This window comes from Sagittula stellata E-37 (assembly GCF_039724765.1).
Taxonomy (GTDB): Bacteria; Pseudomonadota; Alphaproteobacteria; order Rhodobacterales; family Rhodobacteraceae; genus Sagittula; species Sagittula stellata.
Window position 1 is genome coordinate 1,871,912 of sequence record NZ_CP155729.1, and the last position, 18,265, is coordinate 1,890,176.

14 protein-coding genes are annotated in these 18,265 nt (G+C 65.6%); 8 read left to right on the forward strand and 6 right to left on the reverse strand.

What is annotated here, in order from left to right; genetic code table 11:
- Positions 1 to 236: 236 nt before the first annotated feature.
- The 5 genes from ABFK29_RS08900 to acs all read right to left on the reverse strand — a co-directional run bounded on the left by ABFK29_RS08900 (position 237) and on the right by acs (position 7,111).
- The gene (locus ABFK29_RS08900; protein WP_005857172.1) at positions 237 to 2,060 is read right to left on the reverse strand and encodes a DUF294 nucleotidyltransferase-like domain-containing protein; all 1,824 of its coding nucleotides are present in this window, start codon (positions 2,058 to 2,060) and stop codon (positions 237 to 239) included.
- A gap of 196 nt (positions 2,061 to 2,256) precedes the next feature.
- On the reverse strand, positions 2,257 to 4,038 hold the full coding sequence (locus ABFK29_RS08905) for a sodium:solute symporter family protein (protein ID WP_005857174.1): 1,782 nt from the start codon (positions 4,036 to 4,038) through the stop codon (positions 2,257 to 2,259).
- Positions 4,039 to 4,043: 5 nt separating this feature from the next.
- Positions 4,044 to 4,328 carry a DUF4212 domain-containing protein gene (locus tag ABFK29_RS08910; RefSeq protein WP_005857176.1) on the reverse strand — a complete coding sequence of 95 codons (285 nt, stop codon included), beginning with the start codon at positions 4,326 to 4,328 and terminating at the stop codon, positions 4,044 to 4,046.
- 122 nt (positions 4,329 to 4,450) lie between these two features.
- Positions 4,451 to 5,137: an adenylate kinase gene (locus ABFK29_RS08915; protein WP_005857178.1), complete on the reverse strand. Its 687-nt coding sequence runs from the start codon at positions 5,135 to 5,137 to the stop codon at positions 4,451 to 4,453.
- Between the two features lie 3 nt (positions 5,138 to 5,140).
- Positions 5,141 to 7,111, reverse strand: coding sequence for an acetate--CoA ligase (gene acs, locus ABFK29_RS08920; RefSeq protein WP_005857179.1), 1,971 nt, complete (start codon positions 7,109 to 7,111; stop codon positions 5,141 to 5,143).
- 442 nt (positions 7,112 to 7,553) lie between these two features.
- Here acs and ABFK29_RS08925 point away from each other — a divergent pair, with 442 nt between their 5' ends.
- The 4 genes from ABFK29_RS08925 (at position 7,554) to ABFK29_RS08940 (ending at position 11,573) form a co-directional block, all read left to right on the forward strand.
- Complete coding sequence (locus ABFK29_RS08925; protein ID WP_005857180.1) at positions 7,554 to 8,570, forward strand: C4-dicarboxylate TRAP transporter substrate-binding protein; 1,017 nt, start codon at positions 7,554 to 7,556, stop codon at positions 8,568 to 8,570.
- 73 nt (positions 8,571 to 8,643) lie between these two features.
- Positions 8,644 to 9,276, forward strand: a complete 633-nt coding sequence (locus ABFK29_RS08930) for a TRAP transporter small permease subunit (RefSeq protein WP_005857182.1) — start codon at positions 8,644 to 8,646, stop codon at positions 9,274 to 9,276.
- A gap of 42 nt (positions 9,277 to 9,318) precedes the next feature.
- Positions 9,319 to 10,719 (forward strand): TRAP transporter large permease, encoded by a 1,401-nt coding sequence (locus ABFK29_RS08935; protein WP_085983415.1) that lies wholly within the window; start codon positions 9,319 to 9,321, stop codon positions 10,717 to 10,719.
- 96 nt (positions 10,720 to 10,815) lie between these two features.
- Positions 10,816 to 11,573 (forward strand): IS5 family transposase gene (locus ABFK29_RS08940; RefSeq protein ID WP_085983406.1). Its coding sequence is split into 2 segments (ribosomal slippage): positions 10,816 to 11,137 and positions 11,137 to 11,573, totalling 759 coding nucleotides; the frame shifts between segments, so codons are not numbered across the junction.
- Between the two features lie 151 nt (positions 11,574 to 11,724).
- Here ABFK29_RS08940 and ABFK29_RS08945 read toward each other — a convergent pair.
- Positions 11,725 to 12,681 carry a zinc-binding metallopeptidase family protein gene (locus ABFK29_RS08945; RefSeq protein WP_005857186.1) on the reverse strand — a complete coding sequence of 319 codons (957 nt, stop codon included), beginning with the start codon at positions 12,679 to 12,681 and terminating at the stop codon, positions 11,725 to 11,727.
- Between the two features lie 182 nt (positions 12,682 to 12,863).
- On the opposite strand from ABFK29_RS08945, the gene ABFK29_RS08950 reads away from it, so the two are divergent.
- The 4 genes from ABFK29_RS08950 (at position 12,864) to hmgA (ending at position 18,207) form a co-directional block, all read left to right on the forward strand.
- Positions 12,864 to 13,712: a metalloregulator ArsR/SmtB family transcription factor gene (locus ABFK29_RS08950; RefSeq protein ID WP_005857188.1), complete on the forward strand. Its 849-nt coding sequence runs from the start codon at positions 12,864 to 12,866 to the stop codon at positions 13,710 to 13,712.
- Positions 13,709 to 14,707: an ArsJ-associated glyceraldehyde-3-phosphate dehydrogenase gene (locus tag ABFK29_RS08955; protein WP_005857190.1), complete on the forward strand. Its 999-nt coding sequence runs from the start codon at positions 13,709 to 13,711 to the stop codon at positions 14,705 to 14,707. Before ABFK29_RS08950 ends, ABFK29_RS08955 begins: the two co-directional genes overlap by 4 nt.
- A gap of 173 nt (positions 14,708 to 14,880) precedes the next feature.
- Positions 14,881 to 16,137: an organoarsenical effux MFS transporter ArsJ gene (gene arsJ, locus ABFK29_RS08960; RefSeq protein WP_005857192.1), complete on the forward strand. Its 1,257-nt coding sequence runs from the start codon at positions 14,881 to 14,883 to the stop codon at positions 16,135 to 16,137.
- A 714-nt stretch (positions 16,138 to 16,851) separates the two neighbouring features.
- Positions 16,852 to 18,207 carry a homogentisate 1,2-dioxygenase gene (hmgA, locus tag ABFK29_RS08965; protein WP_040604283.1) on the forward strand — a complete coding sequence of 452 codons (1,356 nt, stop codon included), beginning with the start codon at positions 16,852 to 16,854 and terminating at the stop codon, positions 18,205 to 18,207.
- Positions 18,208 to 18,265 lie beyond the last annotated feature (58 nt).

Sequence of the window (18,265 nt, forward strand, 5' to 3'; positions counted from 1 at the left end):
CTTTCTCCTCCTTCACGGGGACTGCGCCGGGTGCGTCCGGTGCATGTCCCTTGTACTTCAGCCCGGCGTAGCCGTCCCCTGGCCGATCACAGGCGGCTTGGGGACGGTATTCGGCGACGCCGTTCCCCTGGCTAGACGGCCCATCGGCTGGGCGGCCCCGTCGTCTGCCCGGAGCTTCGCCCGGTCGCGGCTGGAGAGGTCCCCCGGACCTTTCATTGGCTGCGCCGCACCGCCGCTCATCCCAGCATGCCCTTGCCGTGGCCCAGTGCCGATTGCAGCGACTTCACCACGACGAAGGCGTCGCGCAAATGACTTCGCTCAAAATCGGAAAGGCTGGAAGGCGCCAGGTAGTTGTCCGGGGCATCGCCGGATTTCACCTGACGGGCCTGATGCTCCAGCCGGGTTTCGGCGATCAGGTCGTAGGCGTCGATCAGGTCTTGCCCGCCGCTCTGGCTGAGGACGCCAGCGGCGACGGCGGCCTCCAGCCGGGCGCGGGTGTTGGCCACGGCCAGCCGTCCTTTCAGCGCATGGACGCGGCCAAGGTCGACCACGGGCACGACGCCCGAATGCTTCAGGTCGATGCGGTTCTTGTATTCGCCCGAACGGATCGTGGCGAAGCCCCGCAAGAGACCCAGCGGAGGCGTGTGCTTCAGGGCATTCGACACCATGTGCGCCACGAAGATCGAGTTCTTCGAGGCGTCCTGAAGGGTCTGTTGCCGCAGGTTGTCGAGCAGGGAGGACTCGCCGCCGATGGCGCGCAGGTCGAACATGACGGAGGCGAGCATCTGCGCCTCGGGGTTTGGCCTGTTGATCCAGTTGCGGAAATAGCCGCGCCACGTGGCGAGCGGCTGGCACCAGCGCGGGGCAGAGGCCATCATTTCGCCGGGGCAGAAGACGTAGCCGCAGGCGTCGAGGCCGGTTGTGACCTCCTGCGCGAGGGCGGCGAAGTAGGGGCGCATGTCCTCGGTGAAATCGTCCGACAGGATCAGCACGTTGTCCTGATCCGAGACGCCGGTCTGTTCCTGCCGGCCCTGACTGCCGCAGGCGGCCCAGAGGTAGGGGACCGGGGGCGGGCCGAGCCTCTCCTCCGCCAGGGTCAGCAGGCGGCGCGTCGCGGTGTCGGCGATGTCGGTGATGAGCCGGGTGGTGACCTCGTGCCGGTTGCCGGCGGCCACCAGTTGCACCAGAAGCTGCGGGATGCGGGCGGTGACACGGGCCATGGCCTGCGTGTCGGCGGCCTGCGCGATCTCGGCCACCAGTTCGGCGGAGCTCATCGCCTGAAAACGGGTCAGGTCGGTCTGGGTGACCATGCCGACGAGGCGGGGGCCTTCGGTGATGGGCACGTGGCCGATGCGCCGCTCCATCATCATGTGAAGCACGTCGGAGCCGATGGCCGAGGGCGGCAGGGTCACCGGCGCGGCGGTCATGATCCGGGCGATCGGCGTGTCGAGCGGCAGGCCCCCGCCCACCACCTTGCCCGACATGTCGCGGATCGTGGCGATGCCGCGCAGCATGCCGGCCTCGGTGATGCAGATCGAGGAGACGTGCCGTTCGTCCATCATCCGGGCGGCGTCCCGGACCGTGGTGTCGGGGGTGCAGGTGAGGGGGCGGGTGGCCATCAGCGTCTCGGCCCGGCTGGTCGAGAGGTCGGCGCGCTTCGGCCGCGCGGTGCGGCCCCGGTCGAAGAACCTGGCCACGGCGGGCTGGGTTTCGACGAGGCGCAGGAAATCGGGCCGGGGCAGGACCAGCAGCAGCGAGTCCTCGGTCGTGCGGGCGGAGGTCACGGCGCGCCCGTCGCGGGTCAGGCCGCGTTCGCCGAAGGAGTTGCGCGGCCCCAGTGCAGAGATCTGGACATCGTTGCGGTCGCGCACGGCGACGCCGCCGGAATGGATCAGGTAGAGACCGTCGAGCGGTGCGTCGAGCTCGTAGACCGGCTGGTCCGCGGCGATGTTCTGCGGACGGAAGGCGGGCAGCAGGTCTTCCAGCACCTCGGGCGCAAGCGCGTCGTAGGGATGGACCGAGGTCAGGAACCTGCGCAGGGCGTCGTTGTCGATCGGCATCACGGGTCCTTTGCCAAGAACGTGTGCCCGGCATAGCGCGGGGCCTTGCGGAAAGGGAAGGGAGCTTGCGTCTTTTCCGGCCGCTGACGCGCCTGTCTGCGGAGGGACCGTTCAGGCGCGCAGGTGGGCGTTGCCGAAAAATGGCCGGACCCGCGGGGGCGGATCCGGCCGTTGCGTGTCGGTCTGGTCGCTGGCCTCAGTGGCCGTCGACCGCCGCGCCTGCACCGCGCGGGATGCGGACCGATTCAACCAGTTCCTCGATCTCGCGCGGGATCGGTTTGGTCATCGACGACACGGTGAACGCCACCGCGAAGTTGATGATCGCACCCACCGCACCGAAGGAGGTCGACTTGATCCCCAGGAGCAGCGGCGCCGCGTCGGTGTAGCTGTTGGTGTCGGGGATGAAGAACCAGCCCTTGTGGAGGAAGATGTAGACCAGCGTCACGATCAGGCCCGCCAGCATGCCGGCCACGGCGCCCTTGTTGTTCACCTTCGAGAAGATGCCCATCATCAGCACCGGGAAGATCGACGCCGCGGCGAGACCGAAGGCAAGCGCCACCGTCTGTGCCGCGAAGCCCGGCGGGTTGAGGCCCAGCCATGTGGCCACGGCGATGGACACGGCCATGGCGACGCGGGCCGCCATCAGTTCGCCCTTCTCCGAGATGTTCGGGGTCAGCTGGCCCTTCATGAGGTCGTGGCTGACGGCCGAGGAGATGGCGAGCAGGAGACCGGCGGCGGTCGAGAGCGCGGCGGCGAGACCGCCAGCGGCGATGAGGCCGATCACCCAGGAGGGCAGGTTGGCGATCTCCGGGTTCGCGAGAACCAGGATGTCGTTGTTGAAGTTGGTCAGCTCGTTGCCGGTCCAGCCTTCGGCGGCGGCGCGTTCCTGCATCGCGGGCGACTTGTCGTTGTAGTACTGGATGCGGCCGTCGCCGTTCTTGTCTTCCCAGCCGAGCATGCCGGTCTGTTGCCAGGTGGACATCCAGTCGTACTCGGGGTCGTTCTCGATCTGCTCGATGGACACGGCCTGCGCGGCGGTGCCTTCCGGCCAGAACTGCTGGGTGATGTTCAGGCGTGCCATGGCGCCCACGGCCGGGGCCGTCAGGTACAGCAGCGCGATGAAGACCAGTGCCCAGCCGGCGGACCAGCGTGCGTCGGACACCTTCGGCACGGTGAAGAACCGCATGATGACGTGCGGCAGGCCGGCGGTGCCGATCATCAGCGACAGGGTGAAGAGCACCATGTTCAGCGTGTCGCCGTTGTGGGCGGTGTACTGGTTGAAGCCCAGCTCTGTCACGATCTGGTCCAGCGTGGTCAGCAGGGGCGTGCCGTCCGCGGTCGAGCCGAAGAGGCCGAGCGCCGGGATCGGGTTGCCGGTCAGTTGCAGCGAGATGAAGATCGCCGGGATGGTGTAGGCGAGGATCAGAACGACGTACTGCGCGACCTGCGTGTAGGTCACGCCCTTCATGCCACCGAACACCGCGTAGGCGAACACGATCACCGCGCCGATCAGCAGGCCGGTGGTGGTGTCGACTTCGAGGAAGCGGCCGAAGGCCACGCCGACGCCGGTCATCTGTCCGATCACGTAGGTGATGGACGCGATGATCAGGCACAGCACCGCGACAAGGCGCGCGGTCCGCGAATAGAAGCGGTCGCCGATGAACTCGGACACGGTGAACTTGCCGAACTTGCGCAGGTAGGGCGCGAGCAGCAGCGCCAGCAACACGTAGCCGCCGGTCCAGCCCATCAGGAAGGCGGAGTTGTCGTAGCCGGTGAAGGCGATGAGGCCCGCCATCGACAGGAACGACGCCGCCGACATCCAGTCCGCCGCGGTGGCCATGCCGTTGGTGACCGGGTGCACGCCGCGGCCCGCGGCGTAGAATTCCGACGTGGAGCCCGCACGGGCCCAGATCGCGATGCCGATGTAGAGCGCGAAGGACGCGCCGACGAACAGCAGGTTGATGGTAAACTGATCCATGGCTCTTATTCCTCGTCCACGCCGAATTCTTTATCGAGCTTGTTCATCCGCCAGGCGTAGAAGAAGATCAGCGCCAGGAAGACCAGGATCGATCCCTGCTGGGCAAACCAGAAGCCCAGGTCGGTCCCGCCCACGGCGATGCCGGACAGCATCGGGCGCAGCAGGATGCCGAAACCGAAGCTGCACAGCGCCCAGATGACGAGGCAGATGATGATGAGGCGCAGGTTGGCTTGCCAGTAGCTTTTGCCGGCCTCGGCCTGCGCGGCCGAATTCGTGGTATGGTCCGCCATGTCGCGGGTCCTCCTTCCCAGTTATCCGCCCCGCCGGGAGTTGACCCGCGAGGCGCCCCTCTCTTGATGCGCGTGTCTGCGCGTCCCCGCGGCCTGCCGGGCCACGGGGTTTGCCCCGGCGGTCAGGCCGTGGCTGTCTTCACGATCGCGGTCATCTTGCGCGCGATGTCGTCGATTTCGCCCATGGCATTGATGCCGATCAGCGCGCCCTGAGCCTTGTAATAGGCGATGAGCGGCGCGGTCTGGGCGTGGTAGGCCTCCAGTCGGCTGGCCACCGTCTCGGCATTGTCGTCGGCGCGGCGCTTGAACTCCGTCCCGCCGCACTTGTCGCAGGTGCCCATGGCCTGCGGTTGCTTGAAGCTGTCGTGGTAGCCCTCGCCGCAACCGCCGCAGGTGAAGCGGCCCGAGATGCGGGTCACCATCGCGGCGTCTTCGACTTCGAGGCTGATGGCCGCGTCGATCTTCTGACCGGTCTCCTGCAACAGCGTGTCCAGCGCCTCCGCCTGGACGGCAGTGCGCGGGAAGCCGTCGAGAATGACGCCCTGCGCGCAGTCGGATTGGGCCATGCGGTCGCGCAGGATCGCGATGACGATTTCGTCGGAGACAAGCTCGCCCGCTTCCATCACCGCCTTGGCGCGCCGGCCGGCGTCCGTGCCGGCGGCGACCGCCGCGCGCAGCAGGTCACCGGTGCTGAGCTGGACGAAGCCGAACCGCTCTTCGAGCATCCGGGCCTGCGTGCCCTTGCCGGCCCCCGGGGGGCCGAGCAGGATCAGAACGGGGGAGGTGTTGGGGGTCTGTGCGCCGTCCATCGGTCAGGCCCCCCTGTTCATTCTGTTTTCGATGAGGTCGTCGACGACGGCTGGTTCTGCGAGGGTTGAAGTGTCGCCGAGGGCGCCGTAGTCGTTTTCGGCGATCTTGCGCAGGATGCGGCGCATGATCTTGCCGGAGCGGGTTTTCGGCAGTCCTGGGGCCCACTGGATGAGGTCGGGCGAGGCGATGGGGCCGATCTCCTGGCGGACCCAGGTGCGCAGCTCCTTGCGCAGCTCTTCGGTGGGCTCGACGCCGTTCATCAGGGTCACGTAGCAGTAGATGCCCTGGCCCTTGATCTCGTGCGGGTAGCCGACGACCGCGGCCTCGGCGACCTTCTCATGCGCGACGAGGGCCGATTCGACCTCTGCCGTGCCCATGCGGTGGCCCGAGACGTTGATCACGTCGTCGACCCGGCCGGTGATCCAGTAGTCGCCGTCGGCGTCCCGGCGGCAGCCGTCGCCGGAGAAGTAGTAGCCCTTGTAGTCCGAGAAGTAGGTCTTCTCGAACCGTTCGTGGTCGCCCCAGACGGTGCGCATCTGGCCGGGCCAGCTGTCCTTGATGGCCAGCACGCCCTCTGTCGGGACGGCGTCGATCTCTGCCCCGGACTGCGGGTCGAGCACGACCGGCTGGACGCCGAAGAACGGCCGCATCGCGGCGCCGGGTTTCGTGGCATGCGCGCCCGGCAGCGGGGTCATCATGTGCCCGCCGGTTTCGGTCTGCCACCATGTATCGACGATCGGGCAGCGCCCCTGACCGACGACGTCGTTGTACCAGTTCCAGGCCTCCGGGTTGATCGGTTCGCCCACCGTCCCCAGGAGTCGCAGCGAAGATAGATCGCATTTCGTTACGAATTCGTTGCCCTGGCCCATCAGCGCGCGGATCGCGGTCGGCGCGGTGTAGAACTGGTTAACCCGGTGCTTCTCGCAGACCTGCCAGAAGCGGCTGGCGTCGGGCCAGGTGGGCACGCCCTCGAACATCAGCGTGGTCGCGCCGTTCGCCAAGGGCCCGTAGACAATGTAGGAATGCCCGGTGACCCAGCCCACGTCGGCGGTGCACCAGTAGACGTCGCCGTCGTGGTAATCGAAGGTGACCTCGTGGGTGAGGGCGGCGTAAACCAAATATCCACCTGTGGTGTGTACGACTCCCTTCGGCTGCCCCGTGGACCCGGAGGTGTAGAGGATGAAGAGCGGGTCTTCGGCATTCATTTCAACGGGTTGGGAGTAGTCGGAGACTTCCAGCGCCATCTCGTTGTAGTCGAAATCGCGCCCGTCGACCCAGGTGGTCTGGCCGCCGGTGCGCTTCACCACGAGGCACTTCACGCTGTCCTTGCAGTGCAGAAGCGCCTTGTCGGCATTGGTCTTCAGCGGGGTCTTGCGGCCGCCGCGCGGGGCCTCGTCGGCGGTGATCACCAGCCTGGCGTCGCAGCCGTTGACGCGGGCGGCCAGCGCGTCCGGAGAGAAGCCGGCGAAGACGATGGAGTGGATCGCGCCGATGCGGGCGCAGGCGAGCATGGCGTAGGCGGCCTCGGGGATCATCGGCAGATAGATGACCACGCGGTCGCCCTTGCGGACGCCCAGGCTCTCCAGGACGTTGGCCATGCGGCAGACGCGGCGGTGCAGGTCGTTGTAGGAGATCGACTGCGCCTGCTCGTTGGGGTCGTCGGGCTCGAAGATGATCGCGGTCTGGTTGCCGCGGGTCTCGAGGTGGCGGTCGACGCAGTTGGCCGCGACGTTCAGCGTGCCGTCCCGGAACCACTCGATCGACACCTGGCCGAGGGTGAAATCGACGTTGCGGATCTCCGACGGCTGCTTCATCCAGTCGAGCCGCCCCGCCTGCTCCGCCCAGAACGCATCCGGATCGGACACAGAGGCCGCATACATCGCCTCGTACTTCGACGCATCAACATGCGCTCGGGACACCGTATCGGACGACGGCGGATAGGTTGCGGCGGTCGGTTGAGCGTGATCGTTCATGGATGTCCTCCCCTCCAAAAGAAGCATTTCAGATGCGGCATTCCCTTGGGTCACCGCGACTGGAGGCACAATAACGACAACCGAAAACAAATCCATAACACACGATTAAATAAAGAGTTTTGTGTAAATTCTGTGGAAAATAGCGTGACAATCTGTAAATAATTTTGCCGACACAGCGCTAACACCCCTGTTTTTTCAGGAGGACAGCGAGCTTTCGTCATGCGGGTGTCGCAGGTGCGCATGCCCTCAATGGGCGTGTCCCGGCGCCCAAGCAGGGTGTGACAAAACGATGCGGTATGCGGATGTATACCGCTAACGGGTCATCCGGGCGATTCTCTCCCGCTGGGACTTTCGCGCCAGCTAGAGGGTTGCGCCGCGTCCGCGTTTGTCTAGGCTCGGGGTCAGAGCGGACCAAACCGCCATCACATTAGGGGAGGATGACATGTCCAACATGATGACGAAGATCTGCGTCTCGGCGCTGGCGCTGAGCATTGCCAGCGAGGCCGCGGCCACGGAATGGAACGTCTCGGTCTGGGGCAAACGGCGCGCGTTCACGGAACACATCCACAAGCTGGCCGAGCTGGTCGAGGAGAAGACAGGCGGCGAATTTACCATGAACATCAGTTATGGCGGCCTGTCGAAGAACACCGAGAATCTGGATGGCATCTCCATCGGCGCCTTCGAAATGGCGCAGTTCTGCGCGGGCTACCACCCCGACAAGAACCGCGCGATCACCGTGCTGGAGCTGCCTTTCCTGGGCGTGTCGAACCTCGACGAGGAGGTGGCGGTCAGCCACGCGGTCTATGCCCATCCCGCCGTCGCGGAGGAAATGGCGCAGTGGAACGCGAAGATGCTGATGACCTCGCCGATGCCGCAGTACAACATTGTCGGCACCGGCGAGCCGCGTGACGAGGTCGCCGAGTTCGACGGCATGCGGGTCCGCGCGACCGGCGGCCTGGGCAAGGCGTTCACGGCGGTGGGCGGGGTGCCGACCTCCGTGACCTCATCCGAGGCTTACCAGGCGATGGAATCCGGCGTGGTCGATACGGTGGCCTTCGCGCAGCACGCGCATCTGAGCTTCGGCACCATCAACCAGGCAGACTGGTGGACGGCCAACCTGAACCCGGGCACCGTCAACTGCCCCGTGGTCGTCAACATCGACGCCTACGAGGCGCTCAGCGACGCGGAACGCGAAGCGCTCGACAGTTCCGTCGACGAGGCAATCGCCTATTATCTCGAGAACTACGGCAAGCTGCTGAAGCAGTGGGACGAAGTGCTGGAAGAGAAGGGGGTCGAGAAAGTGATGATCTCTGACGAGGAACTGGCCAAGTTCCGGGACGTCGGCGGCGCGCCGATCCGTGACGCCTGGATCGAGGAGATGTCCGCGCAGGGGATTCCGGCGCAGGAGCTTTACGACCTCGTCAACACGACCCTCGACGAGGCGCGCGCGACCAACTGACGATGCGGGTCCGGGCGCAGGGCTGCCCGGACCCGGTTTTCCCGACAACCGAATCCTTTTCGAGGGAGGTCGCATGGCCGGCACCGCATCGGTCCTTGAAGACGGCAGTCTCCTGTCCAGGCTCGACCGGACCTTACTGAAGCTCGAATGGAGCATGGCCTTCGTTTCGGGCCTTGGCGCCTTTGCCCTGATGCTGCTGGCGGTCTGGTCGGTCGGCGGGCGCAACCTGTTCAACGAACCGCTCCGTGGCTATGTCGACTGGATCCAGGCGGCGATGCCGGTGATCGCGATCTTCGGCATATCCTATGTGCAGCGGCAGGGCGGGCACATCCGCATGGACATCCTCGTCGGCGCGCTTGGCGGCCGGGCGCTCTGGCTGGCGGAGTTCCTGACGACGCTGCTCGTGCTGGTGCTGATGGTGCTGCTGGTCTGGGGAACCTGGGCGCATTTCGACCGCTCCTTCGACATCGCCAAGCCGAACTGGAGCCGGGATTCCTCCATCGACATCGGACTGCCGATCTGGCCCGCCAAGCTGGTGGTGCCGGTGGCCTTCTCGGTCATCAGCCTGCGGTTGCTGCTGCAGCTCTGGGGCTTCGGGCGGGCGTTCGTGCTCGGGCTCGACCGGCCGGTGGCAGTGCCGCTTGTGCAGTCGGCGGCGGAACAGGCGGCGGCAGAGGCCGACCACATGCAGGGGCACGACACATGACGGCGACCTTCCAACGATCCGCGAGGCCGTGACGGCATGGAACTGACCTCTATCGAAATCGGGTTGTGGGTGACCGGCGGCATGCTGGTGCTGGTCGTTCTGGGCATGCGCGTGGCTTTCGCCGCCGCGATGGCCGGGCTTGTGGGTCTGATCTGGATCTTCTGGTCGAAGAAGGGCTACGACCCAGAGGACTTCGGCTGGGCTTTGGGTGTTGCGGTGAAGACCGCCGGACAGGTGCCGCACGGCAAGGTCGCGAGCCAGGCGCTGAGCCTGATCCCGACGTTCATCCTCATCGGCTATCTGGCCTATTACGCGGGGCTGACACGCGCGCTCTTCGAGGCAGCGAAACGCTGGATCGCCTGGGTGCCGGGCGGATTGGCAGTGTCCACAGTCTTCGCCACGGCGGGCTTCGCGGCGGTGTCGGGCGCCTCCGTCGCGACGGCGGCGGTCTTTGCCCGCATCGCCATCCCCGAGATGCTGAAAATCGGCTACGACAAGCGCTTCGCGGCAGGCGTGGTGGCGGCGGGCGGCACGCTGGCCTCTCTTATCCCGCCCTCGGCGATCCTCGTGATCTACGCCATCATCGTCGAACAGGACGTGGGCAAGCTGCTGCTCGCGGGCTTCATTCCGGGCGTGTTCTCGGCGATCGTCTACGGGCTGCTGATCGTCGGCATGGCGCTGGTCATCAAGGGTTTCGGGCCGCCGGTGGGTGGTTTCACCTGGCGCCAGCGCTTCGCCAGCCTGCCGCCGGCACTGCCCATCGTGGCGGTGGTCGTCATCATCATCTTCTTCGTCTACAACCCCTTCGGCGGCGACGCCTGGGGCACGCCCACCGAAGGCGGTGCCATCGGGGCCTTCATCGTCTTCCTCATGGCGATCTGGCGCGGCATGCGCCTGCCGGAGCTGATGGACGCCCTGGTCGAGACGGCGAAGCTGTCGATCATGATCTTCACCATCATCTGGGGCGTGCTGATCTACGTGCGGTTTCTCGGCTTCGCGGACCTGCCCTCGGCCTTCGCCGACTGGATCTCGTCGCTGCACTATCCGCCGCTCCTGATCCTAGTGTGCATCCTGCTGGCCTACGCGGTGCTCGGCATGTTCATGGATGCCATCGGCATGCTGCTGCTGACCTTGCCGGTGGTCTACCCGGCTGTCATGGCACTGAACGGCGGGGAAGCCGTAACGGCCGCCGACAGCGCCTTCGGCATGAACGGCACGATGTGCGCGATCTGGTTCGGCATCCTCGTGGTGAAGATGGCGGAGTTCTGCCTTATCACACCACCCATCGGACTGAACTGCTTCGTCGTGGCGGGTGTGCGTCCGGAGCTGTCGGTGCAGGATGTCTTTCGCGGGGTCACGCCATTCTTCGTGGCGGATGCCGTGACCATCGCACTGCTGGTGGCCTTCCCGTGGATCGTGCTCTGGCTCCCGTCGCTGGCCTGAGCAACCGGTGGCCGGCCACAAGGAGCAACCCTAGGTTCAGGACCCATTGATTTGGTTGAGCGAGCGTGATTCACCGTTCGAAAACGAGCGGTGAACATGTCTGATCTCTACTGGTTGAGCGATGCGCAGATGGCGCGTCTGGAGCCTTACTTCCCCAAGTCGCACGGCAAGCCCCGGGTTGATGACCGGCGCGTTCTGAGCGGTATTATCTTTATCAATCGCAATGGATTGCGGTGGCGAGATGCGCCAAGGGAATACGGCCCGCACAAGACACTCTACAACCGCTGGAAGCGGTGGAGCGATAGAGGCGTCTTCGCCCGGATCATGGCCGGGCTGGCGGGCGAGCATGGTGAGGAGACGACCGTGATGATCGACGCAACTCATCTGAAGGCCCATCGCACGGCGTCCAGCCTGGGCGTGAAAAAGGGGGGCGTGGACGGCTGATTGGCCGGACGAAGGGAGGCATGAACACGAAGTTGCACGCCGTCTGCGACAGCCATGGCCGGCCCATCGACCTGTTCCTGACTGCCGGCCCCGTCAGCGACTACATCGGGGCGCGTGCGCTGGTCGGCGGGCTGCCAGACGTGAAATGGCTGCTCGGAGATCGCGGCTACGATGCCGACTGGTTCAGAGAAGCCTTGCAAGACAAGAAGATACGCCCTTGCATCCCGGGCCGGACGAAACGGAAGACGCCCGTCCCGTACGACAAGCGCAGGTACAAGCGTCGCAACCGGATCGAGATCATGTTCGGCAGGCTCAAGGATTGGAGACGGGTGGCGACCCGTTATGACCGATGCCCAAAGACCTTCTTCTCAGCGATCGCACTCGCTGCGACCGTGATCTTCTGGCTTTGAGAGAGAACGAGTCCTGACCCTAGGCCAGCGCCACGCCCCTCCTTCATCTTGGCAAAATACCTGAAAACCCAACGCCCGCAGCCCGTACCCAGATCAGGGCGCGGGCGCGCGATCGTGCTGGCGCCACTCCGGCACGGACACGCCGGAAATCCTAGGCCAGCCGCACCGCTCCATGGGCAAAGGCCAGCTTGTCGCGCATGCCCGGTGTCAGCACGAAGGGGTAGAGGTCTGGCAGGTCCAGCGCCCGGTTCACGTGGTTCATGGCGATGGTCAGGTCGACGGCGAGGGTCAGCAGCACCTCCGTGTCCCGTTCCACGTAGGCGTCGTAGTCCCGCGGCGGCCCGTCGGGCAGGGACAAACCGGTCGAGGCCGCGCTGTCCAGCAGATCGGTGAGGTGCAGCAGGTGCGCGATCGTCTCGGCCCAGTCCTCGTGCGGATGGGCGGTGGCATAGGCGGTGATATGCGTGCCATCGGGCGCTTTGGGGTTGTCGTAATGCTCTTTCAGGGCCGCGGCGTAATCCGCCCGTTCGTCGCCGAACCGCGCCCGGAAATCTGCAAGGAAGGTCTGATTCTCCGACAGGCGCAGGAACAGGAAATGCGCGATCTCGTGGCGCATGTGTCCGATCATCGTGCGGTAGAGTTCGCCGAAACGCTCCTGCCGGTCGGCCAGCACGGCGTCCGAAGCCTCGGTCACGTTGATGGTGATTTCGCCGTTCGCATGGCCCATGACGACATCCATCTCGCCAGTGGCCGTCTGCTCGGACAGCATCTTGAAGACCGGGCGGGCGCCCGTATCCTGCGCCGTGAACCAGCCCCAGCGCACGAGGTTGGCGATCACCCAGCGTTTGGCCTGTTCGCTGCGCTCCCAGAGCGGCAGGTTGTCGGGTTCGCGCAGGTCGGGCACCGTCTCGGTCATCGCGCAGGCCCGGCAAAGCGGACCGTCCTCCGCCTTCCAGTTGCACCCGATCTCGTCCCGGTTCGCGCAGAACTGCGCATCGGCCAGCATGCTCTGCGTGTCAGGGTCGAAGGTGACGGTCTGCCCACAGCCGCAGGCGGTGTTGTGGAAGAAGACGTTGGTCCCGCAGTTGGGGCAGTGGAAGACGCGCATCGAGAGCTCTCTGATTGCATGGCCGGGGCATGGCGCCGCTCAACGCGTGGCTGCCGCTACGGTTCCATAGGCGCCGCACATCCCTTGGGCCAGAGGTTCCGGGTCCGGCGTGTTGCAGATGGAAAGGCGACGCGGGCACGAAGGCACTTGCTGAATCGCATTATTTCCAATATTCCGGAAATATGGAATCAGTTGATCAAATCCACCTCGCGCAACTCACCGCGCTGGCCCATCCCAAGCGTCTGTCGCTGTTTCGGCTGCTGATGCGGCGATACCCGGACCGTGTGCCGGCGGGCGATCTGGCAGAGACGCTGGGGATGCCGCCCTCGTCCTTGTCGGCGGCACTGGCGCAGCTTCGGCAGGCCGGGCTCGTCACGCAGGAGCGGCAGGGCACATCGCTCCTTTATGCCGCGGACACCGGAGGATCGGGGCGGCTGGTGAATTTTCTCGTCGCCGACTGCTGCCGTGGCCGCGGCGACATCTGTTTCAACCTGTCAGAGAAGGACGTGCTCATGACGGTCCATAAGACGCGCAAGTGGAACGTGCTGTTCATATGCACCGGCAACTCAGCCCGGTCGATCTTTGCCGAGACGCTGCTGCGCGAAATGGCCGGCGACCGGTTCGAGGTCTTCTCGGCCGGGACGAGGCCGCAATCGGAGCTGAACCCCCAAGCGGTGGCGCTGCTGGAGTCCAAGGGGCATGACGTATCGCCGCTGCGCTCCAAGACTATCTCGGAGTTCAAGGGCGAGGGTGCGCCGAAGATGGATTTCGTCTTCACCGTCTGCGATACGGCGGCGAACGAGGAATGCCCGCCGTGGCCCGGTCAGCCGATGTCCGGTCACTGGGGGCAGCCCGACCCGGTGAAGGCCACCGGAACGAAGGCAGAGCGCAGGCTGGCCTTTCAGCAGGTCTATGGCGCTCTGAAGAACAGGATCGCCGCTTTCGCTGCGCTGCCGGTGGAGACTCTGGACCGCGCGGCATTGCAGGCGCGGATCGACAACATCGGGCGAGCTGTGGGAGATGCCGCATGACCAGATACGCGGTGAACGGTCTTGGCCGTATGGGAAAGCTGGTGCTTGAGCCGCTGCTGGACAGGGGCGCGCAGATCGCCTGGATCAACGATGCGGTGGGCGACCCCGCGATGCACGCGCACCTCCTGGAGTTCGACACCGTGCACGGGCGCTGGGATGCCGAGTTTTCGTCGGACGCGGACAGCATCACCATCGACGGGGTGCGCCTGCCGGTCCATTCGGCCAGGTCGCTGGACGACCTTCCGCTGGACGGCGTGGACGTGGTCATCGATTGCACCGGCTATTTCAAGACCGAGGCCCGGATCGCCCCCTATTTCGAACGCGGGGTGAAGAAGGTCGTGGTCTCCGCTCCGGTGAAGGACGGCAACGCCGCGAACATTGTCATGGGGGTGAACCACGAAACCTACGATCCGGCAAACCACCGGATCGTCACCGCGGCCTCCTGCACGACCAACTGCCTTGCTCCGGTGGTGAAGGTGATCCACGAGGGGCTGGGCATTCGCCATGGCTCCATGACGACCATCCACGACGTGACCAACACCCAGACCATCGTGGACCGCCCGGCCAAGGATCTGCGCCGCGCACGCTCGGCCCTGAACGCGCTGATCCCGACAACCACCGGCTCGGCCACGGCGATCACTCTCATCTACCCGGAGCTGAAGGGCCGGCTGAACGGACATGCGGTGCGTGTGCCGCTGCTCAATGCCTCGCTGACCGATTGCGTGTTCGAGGTGGAGCGCGCCACCACGGTCGAGGAGGTCAACGCCCTTTTCAAGGCCGCCGCAGAGGGGCCGCTGAAAGGCATCCTGGGATACGAGGAGCGTCCGCTGGTGAGCTGCGATTACGTGAACGACGTGCGGTCCTCCATCGTGGATGCGCCGTCGACCATGGTGGTGAACGGCACGCAGGTGAAGATCTACGCATGGTACGACAACGAATGGGGCTATGCGCACCGGCTGGCAGATGTTGCGATGATGGTGGGCGCAAGCCTGTGAAGGCCCGGCCTGCCGCCAAAAGGCTTCTCGCCCCTTGGCCCGTATGGACTCGCCAGGGAGCGCCAGTTTGACCGCAGACGGCGCTGTCGCACAGATCCCGTTGTCCTTGCGCAACACGACCGAAAGGCGAAGCCGCGCCGTAACCCATCACCCCGAGGAGCCGAGCCAAAGCCATGACCATCGCCACAGAAGCGCCGCGCGGACTCGCCGCCTACATCGCCGTGACGGCGGCCTACTGGGCTTTCATGCTGACCGATGGGGCGCTCAGGATGCTCGTGCTCCTGCATTTTCACACGCTGGGTTTCAGCGCCGTGCAACTGGCTTACCTCTTCCTGCTCTACGAGGTGGCGGGCATCGCCACGAACCTCTCGGCGGGCTGGATCGCGGCACGGTTCGGCCTGACCTCGACGCTCTATGCGGGGCTTGGCCTGCAGGTCGTGGCGCTGGTGGCACTGGCGCAGCTTGACCCGGCCTGGAGCCTGGGCGTCTCGGTGGTCTACGTGATGGCGGTGCAGGGCCTCTCGGGTGTGGCGAAGGACCTCTCGAAGATGTCGGCGAAGTCGGCGGTCAAGGTTTTGGCGCCGAAGGGGCAGGGCGGGCTCTTCCGGTGGGTCGCTGTTCTGACCGGCTCGAAGAACGCGGTCAAGGGGCTTGGTTTCCTGCTGGGCGCGGCGCTTCTGGCGCTGGCCGGCTTCAAGACGTCGGTCCTGGGCATGGCCACCGTATTGGCCCTGATCCTCGCGGCCGTTGCGCTCCGGATGCCACCGGGCCTGCCGGCAGGCAGGAAAGACGCGAAATTCCGCGAGGTCTTCTCGAAGGATCGCAACGTGAACTGGCTCTCGGGGGCGCGCGTCTTCCTCTTCGGCGCGCGCGACGTGTGGTTCGTTGTGGGCATCCCGGTCTATTTCTATGCCGTGCTTTCCGACGGAACGGAGGCGGGCAATCGCGCCGCCTTCTTCACCATCGGCAGCTTCATGGCGGTCTGGACCATCCTCTACGGCGCGGTACAGGCCTGGGCACCCAAAGCTCTGCGCGCCGCCACGCGACCGGAGGCAGAGATCGTCGCGGCCGCCCGCGGCTGGGCCCTGGCGCTCGTGCCCGTGCCGCTCTCGCTGGCCGTCCTCGTGGCGACGACCGGGGCACCCGCCCCCTGGCTGACGGCATCCCTGATCGCCGGCCTCCTTGCCTTCGGCGCGATCTTCGCAGTCAATTCCGCTTTGCACAGCTACCTGATCCTCGCCTTCTCGAAGGGCGAGCGGGTGACGATGGACGTGGGTTTCTACTACATGGCCAACGCCGCGGGTCGCCTGCTGGGGACGCTTCTGTCGGGGCTCTGCTACCAATGGGGCGGCGTGCCCGCCTGTCTCGGCACGGCGGCGGTCATGGTGGCGCTGAGCGCATTCGGAGCGTCGAGGCTTGCCGTGCCCTGAGCGCCCGACTGCAACATCCCCCGCCCACCCGCGACGGACCGGGACTCCTGCAAGACAAAGCCTGCCACATCCCTTCATCTTGGCCCAAATACCTCGGGGGTCGGGGGCGGAGCCCCCGTGCGCGAGCGAAGCGAGCGCCGGTCGGATCGCGACAGCGATCCGAAAAACCTCTCAACAGCACCTCCACGTACGCAAAGCCCTCCGCCAGCCGCGTCCGAAACGCCCGTTGGCGGATCGGCTGCGCCCATGGCAATGTGGCCGCCACCGTGCGGACCGGGCTGCTCAGGCCCGGTCGCTCCGTCAGACGGTGCCAGCCGTCCTGCGCAAGGGCGATCCGGGGGGCATCGAGACGCGCCGTGGTTCGGCTGACCTTGGTATGTCCATCGCCGCTCGCACCGTCGCAACGCGCACAGACGCCGCATCGGCGTCGTTCCAAGCCCGGACAATATCAAAGACAAGCGCGCTTCCGGTTCCGGATCTCCGAAGCCTGCAAGGGCGTTTCTTCGGGTATGCGCTCGTTCTCCATCGCCAACACGCACGCCATCGTTTGCGCGCAGTCGAGGCCGGCAGGGCGGCGGGCGGAGACCCGCCCAGGTGCCTGTCCTCATCGGCCTTTCCCGCAAAGGTGGGTCTCGATCACAACTATTGGGTTGACTTCATTGCATATGCAACGAATATATCGGAACCTGTCAACTGGTCACCGGGAGGAGAGTCATGACACGTTTCGAATTGCCAAAGGGAATGGTCCGCGCGCCGCAGGGTGTCGGCACGCACGAAGGCTACATGCCGGGCTTCGGCAACGATTTCGAGACGGAGGCGCTGCCCGATGCGTTGCCGCAGGGCATGAACAGCCCGCAGAAGTGCAACTACGGCCTCTATGGCGAACAGCTCTCCGGCACCGCTTTCACGGCGAATCCGCCGGAGCGGACCTGGACCTATCGCATCCGGCCTTCGGTCAAGCATTCCACGCGCTACACCAGGATCGACCTGCCGTACTGGAAGTCCGCACCCAACGTGCTGGAGGACGTGATCAGCCTTGGCCAGTACCGCTGGGATCCGGTGCCCTACAGCCAGGAGGGGTTCACCTGGCTCACCGGCATGCGGACGATGACGACGGCGGGCGACGTGAACACGCAGGTGGGCATGGCGGCGCACATCTACCTGGTGACCGAGTCGATGAAGGATGCGTATTTCTTCAGCGCGGACAGCGAATTGCTGGTCGTCCCGCAGGAGGGGCGGCTGCGTTTCTGCACCGAACTCGGCGTCATCGATATCGCACCGCAGGAGATCGCCATCATCCCGCGCGGTCTGGTGTACCGTGTCGAGGTGCTCGAAGGCCCGTGCCGGGGGTTCGTCTGCGAGAACTACGGTCAGAAGTTCGAACTGCCGGGCCGTGGGCCGATCGGCGCCAACTGCCTGGCCAACCCGCGCGATTTCAAGGCGCCGGTCGCGGCCTTCGAGGACCGCGAGGTGCCCTCGACCCTGACCGTCAAGTGGTGCGGCCAGTTCCACGAAACCGAGATCGCGCAGTCGCCGCTCGACGTGGTGGCGTGGCATGGCAACTATGCGCCCTACAAGTACGACCTCAGCACCTACTGCCCGGTGGGCGCGATCCTCTTCGACCATCCGGACCCGTCGATCTTCACGGTGCTGACGGCGCCGTCGGGCGTGCCAGGGACCGCCAACATCGACTTCGTGCTGTTCCGCGAGCGCTGGATGGTGGCCGAGAACACCTTCCGTCCGCCGTGGTATCACAAGAACATCATGTCCGAGCTGATGGGCAACATCTATGGCCAGTACGACGCCAAGCCAAAGGGGTTTGTCCCCGGCGGAATGAGCCTGCACAACATGATGCTGCCGCACGGCCCGGACCGGAACGCCTTCGAAGGCGCGTCGAACGCGGATCTGAAGGCCGAAAAGCTGGACAACACCATGTCCTTCATGTTCGAGACCCGTTTCCCGCAGCACCTCACGGCCTTCGCCGGACAGGAGGCACCGCTGCAGGACGATTACATCGACTGCTGGGAGACCCTCGAGAAGAAGTTCGACGGCACGCCCGGAAAGAAATAGGTCTTTGCACCTGAACCCGGTGGAGCCGGGGGGCCAGCCCCCCGGACCCCCCGGAGGT